Origin of the sequence: Amycolatopsis viridis (assembly GCF_011758765.1) — a bacterium.
GTDB lineage: Bacteria > Actinomycetota > Actinomycetes > Mycobacteriales > Pseudonocardiaceae > Amycolatopsis_E > Amycolatopsis_E viridis.
In genome coordinates, this window is record NZ_JAANOU010000001.1 from 3,071,427 (window position 1) to 3,087,416 (window position 15,990).

At 72.8% G+C, this 15,990-nt stretch carries 17 protein-coding genes; 4 read left to right on the forward strand and 13 right to left on the reverse strand.

The genetic code is table 11. The features are described from left to right. Window positions 1-92: 92 nt before the first annotated feature. On the reverse strand, window positions 93-1,304 hold the full coding sequence (locus tag FHX46_RS15255; protein WP_167114913.1) for an RNA polymerase sigma factor: 1,212 nt from the start codon (window positions 1,302-1,304) through the stop codon (window positions 93-95). Further along, complete coding sequence (locus tag FHX46_RS15260; protein WP_167114916.1) at window positions 1,301-1,672, reverse strand: YciI family protein; 372 nt, start codon at window positions 1,670-1,672, stop codon at window positions 1,301-1,303. The genes FHX46_RS15255 and FHX46_RS15260 overlap by 4 nt, the downstream gene beginning before the upstream one ends. Before the next feature lie 120 nt (window positions 1,673-1,792). Here FHX46_RS15260 and FHX46_RS15265 point away from each other — a divergent pair, with 120 nt between their 5' ends. Further along, a complete protein-coding gene (locus FHX46_RS15265; RefSeq protein ID WP_167114919.1) occupies window positions 1,793-2,239 on the forward strand; it encodes a YybH family protein in 447 nt (148 codons plus the stop codon). On the opposite strand, the gene FHX46_RS15270 is transcribed toward FHX46_RS15265, so the two are convergent. The 5 genes from FHX46_RS15270 to metH form a co-directional block, all read right to left on the reverse strand. After that, on the reverse strand, window positions 2,236-3,177 hold the full coding sequence (locus tag FHX46_RS15270; RefSeq protein WP_167114922.1) for an AEC family transporter: 942 nt from the start codon (window positions 3,175-3,177) through the stop codon (window positions 2,236-2,238). The genes FHX46_RS15265 and FHX46_RS15270 overlap by 4 nt on opposite strands. Then, window positions 3,174-4,019, reverse strand: coding sequence for an ATP phosphoribosyltransferase (hisG, locus tag FHX46_RS15275; RefSeq protein WP_167096374.1), 846 nt, complete (start codon window positions 4,017-4,019; stop codon window positions 3,174-3,176). Before hisG ends, FHX46_RS15270 begins: the two co-directional genes overlap by 4 nt. 31 nt (window positions 4,020-4,050) lie before the next feature. Then, window positions 4,051-4,314 (reverse strand): phosphoribosyl-ATP diphosphatase, encoded by a 264-nt coding sequence (locus FHX46_RS15280; protein WP_167114925.1) that lies wholly within the window; start codon window positions 4,312-4,314, stop codon window positions 4,051-4,053. Window positions 4,315-4,380: 66 nt separating this feature from the next. Next, window positions 4,381-5,052: an HAD family hydrolase gene (locus FHX46_RS15285; protein ID WP_279589468.1), complete on the reverse strand. Its 672-nt coding sequence runs from the start codon at window positions 5,050-5,052 to the stop codon at window positions 4,381-4,383. Between the two features lie 16 nt (window positions 5,053-5,068). Next, the gene (gene metH, locus FHX46_RS15290) at window positions 5,069-8,620 is read right to left on the reverse strand and encodes a methionine synthase (RefSeq protein WP_167114928.1); all 3,552 of its coding nucleotides are present in this window, start codon (window positions 8,618-8,620) and stop codon (window positions 5,069-5,071) included. A gap of 51 nt (window positions 8,621-8,671) precedes the next feature. Here metH and FHX46_RS15295 point away from each other — a divergent pair, with 51 nt between their 5' ends. After that, window positions 8,672-9,586, forward strand: a complete 915-nt coding sequence (locus FHX46_RS15295; protein ID WP_167096377.1) for a PAC2 family protein — start codon at window positions 8,672-8,674, stop codon at window positions 9,584-9,586. Beyond that, window positions 9,583-10,710, forward strand: coding sequence for an MFS transporter (locus FHX46_RS15300; RefSeq protein WP_167114931.1), 1,128 nt, complete (start codon window positions 9,583-9,585; stop codon window positions 10,708-10,710). Before FHX46_RS15295 ends, FHX46_RS15300 begins: the two co-directional genes overlap by 4 nt. Here the strand turns inward: FHX46_RS15300 and FHX46_RS15305 are convergent. From FHX46_RS15305 to FHX46_RS15330, 6 genes are all read right to left on the reverse strand, one after another. Beyond that, window positions 10,693-11,517, reverse strand: a complete 825-nt coding sequence (locus FHX46_RS15305; RefSeq protein ID WP_167121485.1) for a metallophosphoesterase family protein — start codon at window positions 11,515-11,517, stop codon at window positions 10,693-10,695. The two genes, FHX46_RS15300 and FHX46_RS15305, sit on opposite strands and share 18 nt — an antisense overlap. Before the next feature lie 182 nt (window positions 11,518-11,699). After that, window positions 11,700-12,938 (reverse strand): cysteine--1-D-myo-inosityl 2-amino-2-deoxy-alpha-D-glucopyranoside ligase, encoded by a 1,239-nt coding sequence (gene mshC / locus FHX46_RS15310; protein WP_167114933.1) that lies wholly within the window; start codon window positions 12,936-12,938, stop codon window positions 11,700-11,702. Window positions 12,939-12,947: 9 nt separating this feature from the next. Next, complete coding sequence (locus FHX46_RS15315) at window positions 12,948-13,664, reverse strand: pentapeptide repeat-containing protein (protein WP_167114936.1); 717 nt, start codon at window positions 13,662-13,664, stop codon at window positions 12,948-12,950. A 64-nt stretch (window positions 13,665-13,728) separates the two neighbouring features. Beyond that, the gene (locus tag FHX46_RS15320; protein WP_313886149.1) at window positions 13,729-14,442 is read right to left on the reverse strand and encodes a GH25 family lysozyme; all 714 of its coding nucleotides are present in this window, start codon (window positions 14,440-14,442) and stop codon (window positions 13,729-13,731) included. A 102-nt stretch (window positions 14,443-14,544) separates the two neighbouring features. Next, entirely contained in the window at window positions 14,545-14,967 is a 423-nt protein-coding gene (locus FHX46_RS15325) for a hypothetical protein (RefSeq protein WP_167114939.1), read from the reverse strand. Next, window positions 14,960-15,550, reverse strand: coding sequence for a helix-turn-helix transcriptional regulator (locus FHX46_RS15330; protein WP_167114941.1), 591 nt, complete (start codon window positions 15,548-15,550; stop codon window positions 14,960-14,962). The genes FHX46_RS15325 and FHX46_RS15330 overlap by 8 nt, the downstream gene beginning before the upstream one ends. Window positions 15,551-15,624: 74 nt before the next feature. Between FHX46_RS15330 and FHX46_RS15335 the strand changes: the two genes are divergently transcribed. Then, the gene (locus FHX46_RS15335) at window positions 15,625-15,987 is read left to right on the forward strand and encodes a cupin domain-containing protein (protein WP_167114944.1); all 363 of its coding nucleotides are present in this window, start codon (window positions 15,625-15,627) and stop codon (window positions 15,985-15,987) included. Window positions 15,988-15,990 lie beyond the last annotated feature (3 nt).

Below are 15,990 nucleotides of genomic sequence, written 5' to 3' on the forward strand. Positions count from 1 at the left end.
GAAGCGCTTTCCTCCCTGGCCTGCTTGGGTTTCTGCGCGGTCTCTTGTGGAACGGGCCAGGCTGGTCGTACCGGGAAACGCCGTATAGGGCGTTATACATCGCGCGGGCCGCAGGCCCGGGCCCGTTCCTCCAGGTACCGCCGCTCCGGGGCACTCGACGTCCGCCGCGCCGCGGCGAGGTACGCCGCTTCGGCCGCCGCGCGGTTCCCGGCCCGTTCCAGCAGGTGCCCGCGGACCGCGTCGACCCGGTGGTGCCCCGCCAGCGCCGGATCCGCCTCCGCCACGGCCAGTTCCCGCAGTCCGGCGTCCGGACCGTCCACCTCGGACACCGCGACGACCCGGTTCAGCGTTACCATCGGGCCCGGTGCCACCACGGCGAGCAGTTCGTAGAGCCCGGCGATCTCCCGCCAGTCCGTGTCCGCCGCCCGCTCAGCCTGCGCGTGCACCCCCGCGATCGCAGCCTGCAGCTGGTACGGCCCGATGGGCGCGGTGCGCAACGCCCGCTCGAGGAGTTCGAGGCCCTCGGCGATCATCGCCCGGTCCCAGCGCCTCCGGTCCTGCTCGGCGAGCGGGACCAGGGCGCCGCCCGCATCCGTGCGCGCGGGTCGCCGCGCATCGGTCAGCAGCATCAGCGCAAGCAGGCCGGACACCTCGCCCTCGTCCGGCAGGCGAGCGTGCAGGTGCCGCGTCAGCCGGATCGCTTCGCCGGTCAGGTCGGCGCGCTGCAGCTCCTCCCCCGCGCTCGCGGTGTGTCCCTCGGTGAAGATCAGGTACAGCACGTTGAGCACCGCCGCCAGCCGCGCCGGGTACTCCTCCGGCGTGGGCGGCCGGAACCGCGCCCCACCCGCCTTGATGCGGTGCTTGGCGCGGCTGATCCGCTGCGCGACCGTGGCTTCCGGTACCAGGAAGGCCCGCGCGATCTCCGCCGTGGTCAGCCCTCCCACCGCGCGCAGTGCCAGGGCCACCTGCGAAGCCGGCGTCAGCGACGGGTGACAACACAGCATCAGCAGGGTGAGCGTGTCGTCCACCGCCGCCACCGGCTCCGGATCCGGCGGCGTCAGCAGCGCGGCGTTCTCCTCGCGGCGCCGGCGGGCGGTGTCGGCGCGCCACAGTTCGATCCGGCGCCGGGACGCCGCGGTGATCAGCCATCCCTTCGGGTTGGCCGGCATCCCCTGGTCCGGCCACTGCGTCGCGGCGGCGAGCAGCGCCTCCTGCACCGCGTCCTCACAGGTATCGAAGTCGCCGTAGCGGCGGACCAACGCAGCCAGGACCTGCGGCGCCAGCTCCCGCAGCAGGTCGCTCACGGCAGGAACACGCTCAGGTCCTGGGTCGGCCGCACCTCGACCAGCCCCAGCGCCGCCTCCGGAATCCGCGCCGCGCACTCCACCGCCCGGTCGAGGCTGTCGCAGTCCAGCACGTAGAACCCAGCCAGCTGCTCCTTGACCTCGGCGAAGGGACCGTCACCCGCAACGATCTGCCCGTCGCGCACCAGCACCCGCTTGCCCGTCTCCGGTGGCGCCAGCGACGACGACGCCACCAGCTCCCCGGCGGAGGCGAGGTCGCGGTCGAGCGCCTCGTACGCTTTGAGGCCTTCCCGCTTCTCCTCGTCGGTCAGGCGTTCCCACACCTCCTGGGACGCCGCGTTGTGGTAGATCAGCACCAGGAACCTCATGTGCCCTCCCCCGGTCCGCCGGGACACTCCGCACGGGACACCGTGCACCCGGGATGTCGAGACCGCCGCGGCGGCTTCGACGTCCCCGGTGAACTCACCACCCTAGCGGCAGGAGCAGCCATGACGAGCACCATCGACGAGCAGGACGAGATCCGCGCCGTCATCGAGGAACAGGCCGCCGCGATGCGGGCCGGGGACGCCGACGCGGTGGTCGCGCGGTACGCCCCGGACATCGTCGCCTTCACCCTCGCGCCCCCGCTGGCCCACGGCCCGGACGAACTGCGCGACCCGGCCACGCTGCGGGGCTGGTTCGCCGGGTTCACCGGCCCGGTCGGCTACGAGGTGCGGGACCCGCGGATCACCGTGCGCGGCGACCTCGCCTTCTGCGCGAGCCTGAACCGGATGTCGGCGGTCCCCGCGGGCGCGGCCGGGCCGTTCACGCTGTGGTTCCGGTCCACGGTGTGCCTGCGCCGGGAGGGCGGCCGCTGGCTGATCGCGCACCAGCACCAGTCCACGCCCTTCCACATGGACGGCTCGTTCGCCGCGGCGCTGGACCTGGAGCCCTAGCCGATCCCCGCGACCAGCCAGGCGAGCAGGGACAACGAGCCCATCGCCAGCAGCGTCGACACCAGCACGCAGTCCCGCACGAACCGGCTGTCCAGCGCGTACTGGCTGGTCGCGATGAACACGTTCTGCGCGGTGGGCAGGCCGGCGCACACCACCGCGACCGCCAGCGCCGGGTGCGGCACCCCGAGCAGCAGCCCCGCTCCGAGGGTGATCACGGGCTGGGCGACGAGCTTGAGCGCGACCACGGTCGCGAGCTCGGTCCGCCGGGTCCCGTCGCCGACCGGGGCGCGGCCGCCGGAGGTGAGCGACATCCCCAGGACCAGCAGCGCGGTGCCGACGCCGGCGCCCGCGATCAGGTGCAGCGGCTGGGCCGCCAGGGCCGGCAGGTGCAGCCCGCTCGCCCGGAACAGCACGCCGAGCAGCGACGCAGCGATCACCGGGGTGCGCACCGGCAACGCCACCAGGGCCCGCCACCGCGACCGGCCGGGCGTGTGCGCCTCGCTTTCCAGCAGCGCGAGCAGCGACGGCATCAGCACCAGCGTCTGCAGCAGGATCAGCACCACGGTGAACGCGGAGCTGCCGAACAGCTGCATCGTCACCGGGATGCCCAGGTTCGCCGCGTTGGTGTAGCAGGAAGCCATTCCGGTGACCGCCCACTCCGCCGGTTTGCGCCGGAACACCCACCGCCCGAGCGCGAACCCGATGCCGCCCACCACGACGGTGCCGGCCAGGAACGCGATCGCACCCGGGTTGGCCAGTGCGGTCAGCGGCGTGTCCAGCATCGTGCTGAACAGCACCGCCGGCATGGCGACCGTGAAGACATACCTGGTCAGCACCTCCTCGGCCCGCTCGCCGAGCACCCGGAAGCGGCCGAGGAGGTACCCCAGTCCGGTCAGTGCCCAGATCGGCGCGAACGCCGGCAGGACACCCCCGGTCAAAGCCGGCAGGACCGGATGTCGGAGGCGAGCACCGCCTTCGCGCCGACCTCGGCGAGCTCGTCCATGATCTGGTTGACCTTCTTGCGCGGGACCATCGCCCGCACAGCGACCCAGTCCGCGTCAGCCAGCGGCGCGACCGTCGGCGACTCGAGACCCGGGGTGATCGCGACGGCCCGCTCCAGCAGGGAACGCGGGCAGTCGTAGTCGAGCATCATGTACTGCTGGGCGAACACGACACCCTGCAGCCGTGCGGTCAGCTGCGACTTGGCCTTGACGGCGTCGCTCCCGGCCCGCTGCACGAGCACCGCCTCGGACACGCAGATCGGGTCACCGAACGCGACCAGGTTGTGCTGGCGCAGCGTGCGGCCCGAGCCGACCACGTCGGCGATCGCATCGGCGACCCCGAGCTGGATCGAGATCTCCACCGCGCCGTCGAGCCGGATCACCTCGGCCTCGACGCCGTGCCTCGCCAGGTCGTCACGCACCAGCTTCGGGTACGACGTCGCGAGCCGCTTGCCGTGCAGGTCGGCCGGTTTCCAGTCCTGCCCGGCCGGTGCCGCGTAGCGGAACGTGGAGCCGCCGAAGCCGAGGGCGAGCACCTCCTCGACCGGCGCGCCGGAGTCCAGCGCCAGATCACGGCCGGTGATCCCCAGGTCCAGTTCACCCGAGCCGACGTAGATCGGGATGTCCTTGGGGCGCAGGAAGAAGAACTCGACCTCGTTGGTCGGGTCGAGGACGGTCAGGTCACGCTGCTCATGCCGCTGGCGGTATCCGGCCTCGCCGAGCATCTCCGACGCCGGCCCGGCCAGCGCTCCCTTGTTCGGCACCGCAACCCGCAGCATGCCCTCACTCCTCGTTCGTTCCTCGCGCCCGCTACAGGTAGCGGTACACGTCCTCGGTGGTCAGCCCACGACCGAGCATCAGCACCTGCACCCGGTACAGCAGCTGGGAGATCTCCTCGGCCAGCCGCTCGTCGGACTCGTGCTCGGCGGCGATCCACACCTCACCGGCCTCTTCGAGCACCTTCTTGCCCTGGGCGTGCACGCCGGCGTCCAGCGCCGTCACGGTGCCGGACCCGGCGGGCCGGGTGCGGGCCCGCTCGGTGAGCTCGGCGAACAGCTCGTCGAAGGTCTTCACGGTCTGTAGATCCTTCCATCCGCGCCCCGGCCGCAACGACCCGGCCCGCCGCTGCCGGCGGACAGGTCACACCCCGGCGTGGATCGCGACGAGGGTGTCCGCGTCCACCCCGGTCAGCGACGTGCGGAACACCCGCCGCGGCCCGGGTTCCACGGAGACGTCGTTGGGTACCACGAGGACGACGCAGCCCGCCGCAGCCGCCGATGCGGCGCCCGGCGGGGAATCTTCGACGGCCACGCAACGCGCCGGATCCACGCCGAGCAGCCGTGCCGCGCGCAGGTAGGGCTCCGGGTCCGGCTTGTTGCGGCCGCCGACCTCGTCACCGCAGACGGTGGCATCGAAGAAGTCCCGGCCGATCGTGTTCAGCGCCAGCTCGGTCAGCGCCCGTTCGGTGGAGGTGACCAGCGCCGACGCCAGCCCCGCCCGCCGCACCGACGCCAGCGCCTCGCGCGCGCCGGGCCGCCAGGGCAGCTCGTCGGCGAACAGGTTCGCGGTGCGGTCGCGGATCCACGCGCCGGTGCGGGCGACCGCGGCGGGCGCCGGTTCGTGCCCGGTCACGGTCAGCAGGTAGGACGCGGTGGCGTCCATGTTGGACCCCACGAGGGTCAGCCGCTGCTCGGTGCTCAGCGTGCCGCCCAGCCACTCCGCGCACTCGTACAGCGCCACATCCCACAGCTTCTCCGAGTCCACGAGCGTGCCGTCCATGTCCCAGAGCACGGCAGCCAGGCCGTCCGTCAAGTGGTTCTCCCTCTGCTCAGGTGTTGAAGTACTTGGCCTCGGGGTGGTGGGCCACGATCGCGTCGGTGGACTGCTCGGGATGCAGCTGGAACTCCTCGGACAGCTTGACGCCGATGCGCTCGGCGCCGAGCAGCTCCACGATGGTGGCGCGGTCCTCCAGGTTGGGGCAGGCGCCGTAGCCGAGGGAGAACCGGGCGCCGCGGTAACCCAGCTTGAAGAACTCCTCGACCTCGCGCGGGTCCTCGTCGGCGACCGCGCGGCCGCTGGCGAAGTGCAGCTCCTGCCGGACACGGCGGTGCCAGTACTCGGCCAGCGCCTCGGTCAGCTGCACGCCAAGGCCGTGCACCTCCAGGTAGTCGCGGTAGGCGTCGGCGGCGAACAGCTCGTTGGCGTAGTCGGCGATCGGCTGGCCCATGGTCACCAGGGTCAGCGGCAGCACGTCCACCTCGCCGGTCTCGCGCGGCCGGTAGAAGTCGGCCAGGCACAGGTACCGGTCGCGCGTCTGCCGCGGGAAGGTGAACCGGGCCCGCTCCGGGGCGTCGGCGTGCGCCTCGGACAGCACCACCAGGTCGTTGCCCTCGGCGACGGCCGGGAAGTACCCGTAGACGACGGCCGCGTGCTGCAGGACCCCGTCGGTGGCCAGCCGGTCCAGCCAGTACCGCAGCCGCGGTCGGCCTTCGGTCTCCACCAGCTGCTCGTAGCTGGGGCCGTGTCCACCGCGGGCGCCGCGCAGGCCCCACTGGCCGAGGAAGGTGGCCCGCTCGTCGAGCAGGGTGGCGTATTCGGCGACCGGGATGCCCTTCACCACGCGGGTGCCCCAGAAGGGCGGCACGGGCACGGGCACGTCGGTCGCGACATCGGATCGGGCGGGAATCGGGGCCTCCGGCTCTCGGGCGGACTTGCGGGCTTCGGCGATGCGCAGGGACCGCTCGCGGCGGGCCTTGCGCTCCGCTCTCTTCGCGGCCTCCTCGGCGCTGATCTCCGGTGCCCGGCCCTGCTTGGCGGCCATGATGGTGTCCATCAGCCGCAGGCCCTCGAACGCGTCCCGCGCGTAGCGGACGTCGCCGTGGTAGAGCTCGGCGAGGTCGTTCTCGACGTAGGTGCGGGTCAGGGCCGCCCCGCCGAGCAGGACCGGCCAGCGGCCGGCGACCTCCCGCGAGTTCATCTCCTCCAGGTTCTCCTTCATGACCACCGTGGATTTCACCAGCAGCCCGGACATGCCGATCGCGTCCGCCGCGTGCTCCTGCGCGGCATCCAGGATCGCGCTGATGGGCTGCTTGATACCCAGGTTGATCACGTCGTACCCGTTGTTGGACAGGATGATGTCGACCAGGTTCTTGCCGATGTCGTGCACGTCGCCCTTGACCGTGGCCAGCACGATCTTGCCCTTGGTCTGCACGTCGCCGTGGCTCTGCTCCTGGATGTGCGGCTCGAGGTGGGCGACGGCGGCCTTCATCACCTCGGCCGACTGCAGCACGAACGGCAGCTGCATCTGACCGGAGCCGAACAGCTCACCGACCGTCTTCATGCCGGACAGCAGGGTCTCGTTCACGATGTCCAGCGCCGGCTTCTCGGCCAGCGCGGCGTCCAGGTCGGCCTCCAGGCCGGTGCGCTCGCCGTCCACGATCCGCCGCTCCAGCCGGTCGAACAGCGGCAGCGCGGCCAGCTCCTCGGCGCGGGACGCGCGACTGGAGGCCGCCGAAACGCCCTCGAACAGCGACATCAGCTTCTGCAGCGGGTCGTAGCCCTCCCGCCGCCGGTCGTAGACCAGGTCGAGCGCCACCTCCCGCTGCTCGTCGGGGATGCGGGCCATCGGCAGGATCTTCGACGCGTGCACGATGGCCGTGGTCAGCCCGGCCTGGACGCATTCGTGCAGGAACACCGAGTTCAGCACCTGGCGCGCGGCGGCGTTGAGCCCGAACGAGACGTTGGAGATGCCCAGCGTCGTCTGCACCGCCGGGTAGCGGCGCTTGAGCTCGCGGATCGCCTCGATCGTCTCCAGCGCGTCGCGGCGGGTCTCCTCCTGGCCGGTGGTGATCGGGAACGTCAGGCAGTCGACGATGATGTCCTCGGCGCGCATCCCCCAGTTGGTCACCAGGTCCTCGATCGTGCGGGTCGCGACCCGCACCTTCCACTCGGCGGTGCGGGCCTGGCCTTCCTCGTCGATGCACATCACCACGACCGCGGCGCCGTGCTCGGACACCAGCCGCATGATGCGCTGGAACCGGGAGTCCGGGCCGTCCCCGTCCTCGTAGTTGACGCTGTTGACCACGCAGCGGCCGCCGAGCCGCTCCAGCCCGGCCTGCAGCACCGCCGGTTCGGTGGAGTCCAGCATGATCGGCAGCGTGGACGCCGTGGCCAGCCGCCCGGCCAGCTCGGCCATGTCGGCCGCTCCGTCCCGGCCCACGTAGTCCACGCACAGGTCGAGCAGGTGGGCACCGTCGCGGGTCTGCTCGCGCGCGATCTCCACGCAGTCCTCGTAGCGGCCCTCGAGCATCGCCTCCCGGAACTTCTTGGAGCCGTTGGCGTTGGTGCGCTCGCCCACCATCAGCACCGAGGCGTCCTGCTCGAACGGCACCGCCTGGTACAGCGACGACACCCCCGGCTCGGGCCGCGGGCGGCGCTCCGCGCGCTCCACGTCGCGCACCGCCTCCGCCAGCTGCCGGATGTGCTCGCCGGTGGTGCCGCAACAGCCGCCCACCAGGCCCACGCCGAACTCGCGCACGAACCCGGACAAGGCTTCGGCGAGCCCGTCCGGCGACAGCGGGTACACCGCGCCGTCGGGGCCCAGCTCGGGCAGGCCCGCGTTCGGCATCACCGACAGCGGAACCCGGGCGGACCTGGACAGCGTGCGCAGGTGCTCGCTCATCTCGGCCGGGCCGGTGGCGCAGTTCAGGCCGATCAGGTCGATGCCGAGCGGTTCCAGCGCGGCCAGCGCGGCGCCCACCTCGGTGCCGAGCAGCATGGTGCCGGTCGTCTCCACCGTGATCGAGGCGATCACCGGCACCTCCTGCCCGGCCGCGCGCATCGCCCGCCGCGCCCCCAGGATCGCCGCCTTGGTCTGCAACAGGTCCTGGGAGGTCTCGACCAGCACCGCGTCGACGCCGCCGTGCAGCAGGCCGGTGACCTGCTCGGCGTAGGCGTCGCGCAGCTGCGCGTACGGCGCGTGCCCCAGGGTGGGCAGCTTGGTGCCCGGCCCCACCGAACCCAGCACGAACCGGGGTCGCTGCGGCGTCGCGTACTCGTCGGCGGTCTCCCGCGCCAGCCGCGCGCCGGCCTCGGCGAGCTCGCCGATCCGGTCGGCGATCCCGTACTCCCCCAGGTTCGCCAGGTTCGCGCCGAAGGTGTTGGTCTCCACCGCGTCCGCGCCGGCCTCGAGGTAGCCGCGGTGGATGCCGCGCACCACGTCCGGCCGGGTGACGTTCAGGATCTCGTTGCAGCCCTCGAGGCCCGCGAAGTCGTCCAGCGAGAGGTCGTGCGCCTGCAGCGCCGTGCCCATCGCGCCGTCCGCCACGACCACACGGGCGGCGAGGGCGTCCAGCAGCGGTGACGAAGAGCGATCCGACATGACCTCCAGGCTACGGTCTCGCCGGTGCCCGGGGGGTCGTAGGCTGGGTGGGTGAGTGACCCAGCCGACGCGACCCCGCAGCCCGAGCAGTCCGTCCCCGGGGACGACGCGTCCCGGGAACGCGTCATGATTCTGGCCTTCGAAGGCTGGAACGACGCAGGTGACGCGGCCAGCACCGCCGTGGAGCACCTCCAGCTCAGCTGGGACGCCAAACCGCTCGCCGAGCTGGAACCGGACGACTACTACGACTTCCAGGTCAGCCGCCCCACCGTCCGCCTGGTGGACGGCGTCACCCGGAGAGTGGAATGGCCGACCACCCGCCTGGCGATCTGCCACCCGCCCGGCTACGACCAGGACATCGTGCTGGTGACCGGCCCCGAGCCGAACATGCGGTGGCGCGCGTTCTGCCGTGAGCTGCTCGACCACATCGAGGACCTGGGGGTGACCACGGTCGTCACGCTCGGCGCCCTGCTCGCCGACACCGCCCACACCCGGCCGGTCCCGGTCACCGGCACCGCCTACGACCCGGAGGCGGCGGCCCGGTTCGGGCTGGAACGCAGCCGCTACCAGGGTCCGACCGGCATCGTCGGCATCCTCCAGGACGCGTGCGTGCAGGCCGGCATCCCGGCCATCTCCATCTGGGCCGCGGTGCCGCACTACGTGTCCCACCCGCCGTCCCCCAAGGCGACGCTGGCGCTGCTGCACAAGCTCGAGGACGTCCTCGACGTCGAGGTCCCGCTGGGCGCGCTGCCCGAGCAGGCCGAGGAGTGGCAGCAGACGGTCACCGAGATGGCCGAGGAGGACGAGGAGATCGCCGAGTACGTGCGCACGCTGGAAGAGCGCGGCGACGCCGAGACGGCGATCACCCTGGAGGAGTCGAGCGGCGAGAAGATCGCCGCCGAGTTCGAGCGCTACCTGCGGCGGCGCCGTCCGGGCGCGGAGGGGCCGGGCCCGGCCGGCCGGTGAGCGGGCGGCTCGCCCGCGCCGCGCTGTACGTCGGAGGGCTGCTCGGCCCGTTCGGGGGCGGGGTGGTGTCGTCGATGCTGCCCGAGCTGTCGGGCAGTTTCGGCGTGTCGCAAGCCGCCGCGGCGTCCGCGCTGACCGCCTACCTGCTGCCGTTCGCGCTGGTCATGCTCGTGTCCGGGACGTTCGGCGCGCGCTGGGGACCAGGGCGGACGATCCGGATCGCCTATGCCGGTTACGTCGTGGCCGCGGCGCTGTCGGCCCTCGCGCCGTGGTTCTGGCTGTTCCAGATCAGCCGTGGCCTGCAGGGCGTGGCGAACGCGTTCACCACGCCCCTGTTGCTGACCAAGCTCGCCGCCAGCACCCCGCCCAGCCGGCTCGGCCGGGCGCTCGGCGCGTTCGGTGCCGCGCAAGCGCTGGGGCAGACGTCGGCTCCGCTGGTGGGCGGGCTGGCCGCGGAGACCGACTGGTGGTGGGCGTTCGCCGGCATCGCGCTGGTCGCACTGGTCCTCACGGCCAGTCCGCTGCCGCCGGACGAGCCGGCCGGGGCGGCGGGGACGCAGCTGCGCGACGCGTGGCGGCCGATCGTGCTGTGGGCCGGCGCGGTGGTGTTCCTGGCCTGGGCGTGCCTGGCCGGGCTGCCGTTCCTGGTCGCCTTCCGGGTGGACGACCTGTTCGGACTGGCACCGGACGTGCGTGGTCTGGTGCTGACCGCCTACGGCATCGCCGGCTTCGTGGCCGCCCGGCTGGCCGGGACGGCGTCGGACCGGTTCGGGCCGCGGGCCGCGCTGGCTGCCGGGCTGCTGATGGGCGCGGCGGCGATCGCCTCGATCGGGCTGTTCCCGTCGCTGCCCGCGGTGACGATCGCGTGGGCCGTGGGCGGGGTGTGCGGGCAGCTGATCCTGGTCGCGGTCAACGCGACCGTGCTCGGGGGCGCCGGTCCGGGGCGCAGTGGTGCGATCTCGGTGGTGACCTCGCTGCGGTTCCTCGGCATGTCCGCCTCGCCCGCCGTGTTCACCGGCCTGTACCGGCAAAGCCCGGTGCTGGGTTTCCTCGTGGCAGCCGGGGTGCTCGCGGCGGCGGTTCCGCTGGTGGCGCTGCGGCCGCGGTCAGAGGATGCGGCGTAGCGGGACCGGCCCCCGTGCCCGCTTGCGCCACTCGCGCGGGTAGCCGAGGGACACCTCCTCGAAGCGGACGCCGTCGGCCCACGTCGTGCGCGGAATGTGCAGGTGCCCGAACACCGCGGCCTCGGCCCGGTAGCGCAGGTGCCAGTCCTCGGTGCGGGTGGTGCCGCACCACAGCGCGAACTCGGGATGACGCAGCGGCGCCGTCGGGTGGCGATGGAGCGGCCAGTGCGACAGGAGGATGGTGCCGTGGTCGGCGGGGATGGCGTCCAGCCGCTGTTCGCTGATCTTGAGCCGGTGGTCGCACCAGTCCGGCCGGCTGGGGAACGGGTCCGGGTCGAGGTAGAACTCGTCGGTGCACACCACGTTCGCCGCGCGGGCCTGCGCGAGCGCCTCGGCCGTGGACGCGTTCTCGGCCTGGGGAGTGCGCCAGCTGTAGTCGTAGAGCAGGAACAGCGCCGCGATGGTGAGCGGGCGGCCGGCGTGCGGCCAGACCAGGTAGTCGTCCTCGGGGGTGTGGACGCCCAGGTCGCGGCAGCGCCGCACGAGGTGCCGGTAGCGGGTCTCGCCGCGCAGTTCGCCGCCGTCGCGCGGGACGGTCCACAGTTCGTGGTTGCCCGGCACCCACACCACCTCGGCGAAGCGGGACTTGAGCGTGGCGAGGGTGCCGATGACGGCGTCGGCCCGCTCGGCGACGTCCCCCGCGACGAGCAGCCAGTCGTCCGGGGAGTCCGGCTGGATTTCGTCGATCAGCGGCGCGTTGCCGGTGTGGGTGACGTGGAGGTCGCTGGTGGCGTAGAGGCGGGGCACGGCTCCACCGTAGAGCGGCCCGCCCACGACCAGCACGACGGTGGCGCGGCGGGCTCGCGCGCGCACGTGACCTCGGCCGCCCGGCGGTGTCTCTGCCGGTCGGGCAGCAGCGGCAGCGGGAGTGGTCCGGCGCGGCCCTGGGGCTCGCCCAGGGCCGCGCCGTATAGGTCGTTATACGCTCGTCAGAGCTCGACGCCGAGCAGCGCGTCCACCGCGACGCGGATCAGGGCGGGCGCGCCCGTGTCGCGCCCGCCCTGGCGGATCGCCTCGTCGGCCCACGCGTCGACCGCCCGCATGGCGTTGACCGTGTCCAGGTCGTCGGCCAGGTGGTCGCGCAGGCGGGCAATGGTGTCGTCGGCCTCCGGCCCGGACGGCAGCGCCACCGCCTCCCGCCAGCGCGCGAGCCGCTCCTGCGCGGTGGTGAGCAGGTCGTCGGTCCACGAGCGGTCGCTGCGGTAGTGGCCGGCGAACAGCGCGAGCCGGATCGCGTTCGGATTGACCCCGTCGGCCCGCAACCGCGACACGAACACCAGGTTGCCCCGGGACTTCGACATCTTCTCGCCGTTGAGGCCGATCATGCCGCCGTGCACGTAGTGCCGGGCGAACGGGTGCTCACCCGAGAGGGCCTCGGCGTGCGCCGCGCTGTACTCGTGGTGCGGGAAGATCAGGTCCGAACCGCCGCCCTGCACGTCGAAGCCCATGCCGAGCCGGTTCACCGCGATGGCGCTGCACTCGATGTGCCAGCCGGGCCGGCCGGGACCGAGCTCCGACTCCCAGGACGGCTCGCCGGGGCGGGCACAGCGCCACAGCAGCGCGTCCAGCGGGTCACGCTTCCCCCGGCGGTCCGGGTCGCCCCCGCGCTCGGCGAAGAACTTCGCCATGGTCTGCGCGTCGTAGCCGGACTCGTAGCCGAACCGGCCGGTGGCGGACCGGTCGAAGTAGATGTCCGGGTACTCCGGGTCGTCGGCCCGGTAGGCGGCGCCGTCGGCCAGGAGCTTCGAGATGGCCTCGACGATCTCCGGGATGCTCTCCACCGCGCCGACGAACTGCTTTGGCGGCAGCACCCGCAGCGCCTCCATGTCCTCGCGGAACAAGGCGGTCTCACGCAGTCCGAGGACCACCCAGTCGTCGGAGTCCCGTTCGGCGCGCTCCAGCAGCGGGTCGTCGACGTCGGTCACGTTCTGCACGTAGTGCACCGTGTGGCCGCTGTCCCGCCAGACCCGGTTGACCAGGTCGAACGCGAGGTAGGTCGCCGCGTGCCCGAGGTGGGTGGCGTCGTACGGGGTGATGCCGCAGACGTACATCCGAGCCGTCTTGCCGGGCGCGGTGGGGCGCACCTGCCCGGTGGCCGTGTCGTACAACCGGAGGGCGCGCGGAGTGCCCGGCACGTACGGCAGGGGCACCGAGGACCAAGTCTTCATGCCCCAACCCTAGGTGGCGCCGGGGTGCCGCGTCCCGCCCGGTGGGAACGGCGCCGTCCCGGCCGGCTGGTCCTCGACGACCAGGCCGGTCTGGGTCGCCAGGCCGACCGCGATCGCGACGGCCTGCTCGGTGCTGATCTTCGCACCGGCCAGGGTGCGCAGTCCGCGCACCGCGCGGAGGTTCGAGGAGCGCAGGTCGCAGTCCGCGGCACGGCGAACGGCGAACTCGGCGCCCTCCAGGTCGCACTCCACGAAGGCGACCGTGGACAGGTCGCCCAGGAACATCGCTTCCCGGAACGAGCAGCCCTGGAAGACCACGGCCTGCTTCACCCGCTCCAGCTCGATCGTGGCGTAGTCGAAGCGGCACCCCTCGGCGAGGACGTCGCTCGCCTGCCGGAACACCAGGTGCAACCCGATGCCCCGGCTCGCCTCGACGTGGACGCGGCGCGCCGTCGTCGCCGGCAGGGTGGCGTTGGACAGCTCGGTGTCGACCAGGTGCACGTTGGACAGTTCCAGGGGCGCGAGCCGGCTTCCCGACAGGTCGAGGTTCGACAGGACCGATTCCGCGATCGACCCCTCGCCGGTCACCCCGGCAGAGGTACTGCCGGTGATGGCGACCCGCGTCAGGTCGAACTCGCCGCGCAGTCCCGGGGCGCCCGCTACCAGTTCGGCACGATCGAGGGACGGAAGCCGGATCTTGCGGCCGGCCACATCGCGGAACTCCATCCGGCGACGATACCGCTCCCACCCCCGGCAGCCGTCCAGTGTGGACAGAGCGGGGACACCGCGGTCAGGAGGCCGTGAGCGATCGGAGTTCGGCGAGGGTGCCGAAGAACGTGTCCTGGTTGCCGGGCAGCGGGCCGGTGACCGCGGACTGCCAGAACTTCGCCGTCCAGCCGCCGGGCACCGCGCCCATCGAGGTGTTGTACCGGGCCAGCCAGAGGACGTGGTCGGCGGCGAAGTCGTGGCTGTCGCCGGTGCACGCCTGCCACCAGCGCGTCGTGGTGTAGATGATCGGCGTGTGCCCGGTGCGCCGCGTCAGTTCGGTGCTGAAGTCGCGGATCCAGGCGACCATGTCGGCCGGCGCCATCGCGTAGCACGGCGGCGTGTTCGGGGTGTCCTCCAGGTCCAGCGTCGGCGGCAGGGTCATGCCGTCGGCGAACCACTTGCCGTCGTGCGTGTGCAGGTACGCAGCCTGCTGTGCGCCGGTGCTCTTGTCCGGCCGCGCGTAGTGGTACGCCGACCGGTACAGCCCGGCGGCCTTGGCGCCGCGGAACTGCGCGAGGTAGTTCGGGTTGGCGTACCCGACGCCGGCGGTGTCCTTGACGAACACGAATCCCGCCCCGGCCGCCTTGGCCGCGGCGAAGTCCGGCACCCCCTGCGAGGCGCTGATGTCGAACCCGGCGACCGGCCCCGCGGGTTGTGCGGACGCGGCCACGGGCACGAGCACGCCCGCGAGCGCGGCCAGTACCGCCACCATCCGGAAGATCACTTTCGTTGCCACGACCGGACCGTAAGTCGGCTTTCCGATCATCGCGCGCCGAGCGACCGCATCGGGTGAACCCGTCCGGAAGGGGGTGGTGACCCGGTTCGCGCCGGAGCGCGGTCAGTCCGCGGCGGCCAGCAGCAGCCCCGCCAGCGTGAGCAGGGCCAGCACCTTGACGACCTCCAGCACGATGTAGGCCAGGTGCGCGCGGGAACGGGGAGCGTCCTCGCCCGCCAGCACCCGCTCGGAGCGCCGGTTCAGCGGCGGCCGCACCACGGCCAGCTGCACGATCAGCACGAGCGCGGTGATCCCGCTGCACAGGTAGACCGGCCATCGCACGTCCGCCACCGCGATCGCTGCCGCCACGAGGACGGCGAGCACCACCTCCGCGCCGTTGAGCGCGCGGAAGACCAGCCGCCCGATGCCCAGTCCGATCGGGACGGTCACCCCGGGGGCGCGGAACTTCAGCGGCGCCTCCAGGAACGAGATCGCGAGCACCATGCCGAGCCACAGGCAGGTCAGCCCACCGGCGAATTCAGTCACGCAGTTCCTCCAGTTCCAGGACGCAGGCGTCCGGTTCGGCGAACGGGAGCAGCTGCCTCGCCCGCAGCGGGCCGCCCTCCAGGGCACCACTGAGCATGCCGAGGTGCACCGCGCACACCGCGTCGCGGTGCCGGGCAGCGAGCTCGTGGAACGGGCAGTGCCGCAGCCGCACGCGGTGCGGGTCGCCGCCGGGCTCGGGCGCGAAACCCAGGCCGTCGAGCAGCCGCACCACCTGTGCGGGCGTGCCGGGGCGCTCCGGGAGGCGGCGCCCCCACGCCGCGCCCGCCCCCTCCGGGCCGTCGAGCCCGCCGGTGAGCAGGATCTCCGCCAGCACCTCGTAGCGGCGGTCCCGGCCCCGGGCGGTGACCGGGGGCACGCGGTACTCCGCCGCGGGCCGGCCCGGGCCGCGGGCCGCTCCCGGGACGCGTTCGACCAGTTCGTCGGCGACCAGCTGGTCCAGGTGGAACCGGACGCTGTTGGGGTGCAGCGCGAGCCGCCGGGCCAGCTCCGCGACGCCCACCGGTCCCGCCTCGCGGATCGCGCGCAGCACCTGCCCACGCCGTCCGGACACCTGGTGCGCCATCTGGGGCCTCCCGTGCGGGTTATGCTGACCCCGAATTTATCCAAGGATTTCTCGTACTAACAAGGCGGGTCTCGTTGCGCGAACACACCCCGAGCGAAGCCGTCCCCGCGAACCTGCGGGAGATCGCCGCCACGGGCGCGGCCGGCATCCTGTGGCGGCTGCGCGAGGAGGGCCGCCAGCTCGACGCGAACCTCGTGCGCCTGGCGGCCGGTGAGCGGATCGACCAGCACGCCGAGCCGGATCTGGACGTGCTGCTCGTCGTCGTGTCCGGCGCGGGGACCCTGACCACCGGTGACGGCGCTGTCGGCCTCACCCCCGGCGCCCTGGCCTGGCTGGCGCACGGCCGGGCCAGGGCCGTCGAGGCCGGCCCGGAGGGCCTGTCCTACCTGACCGTGCACCGGCGCCGGCCGGGCCTGCGGATCGGCTTCCGCAGCTGACGA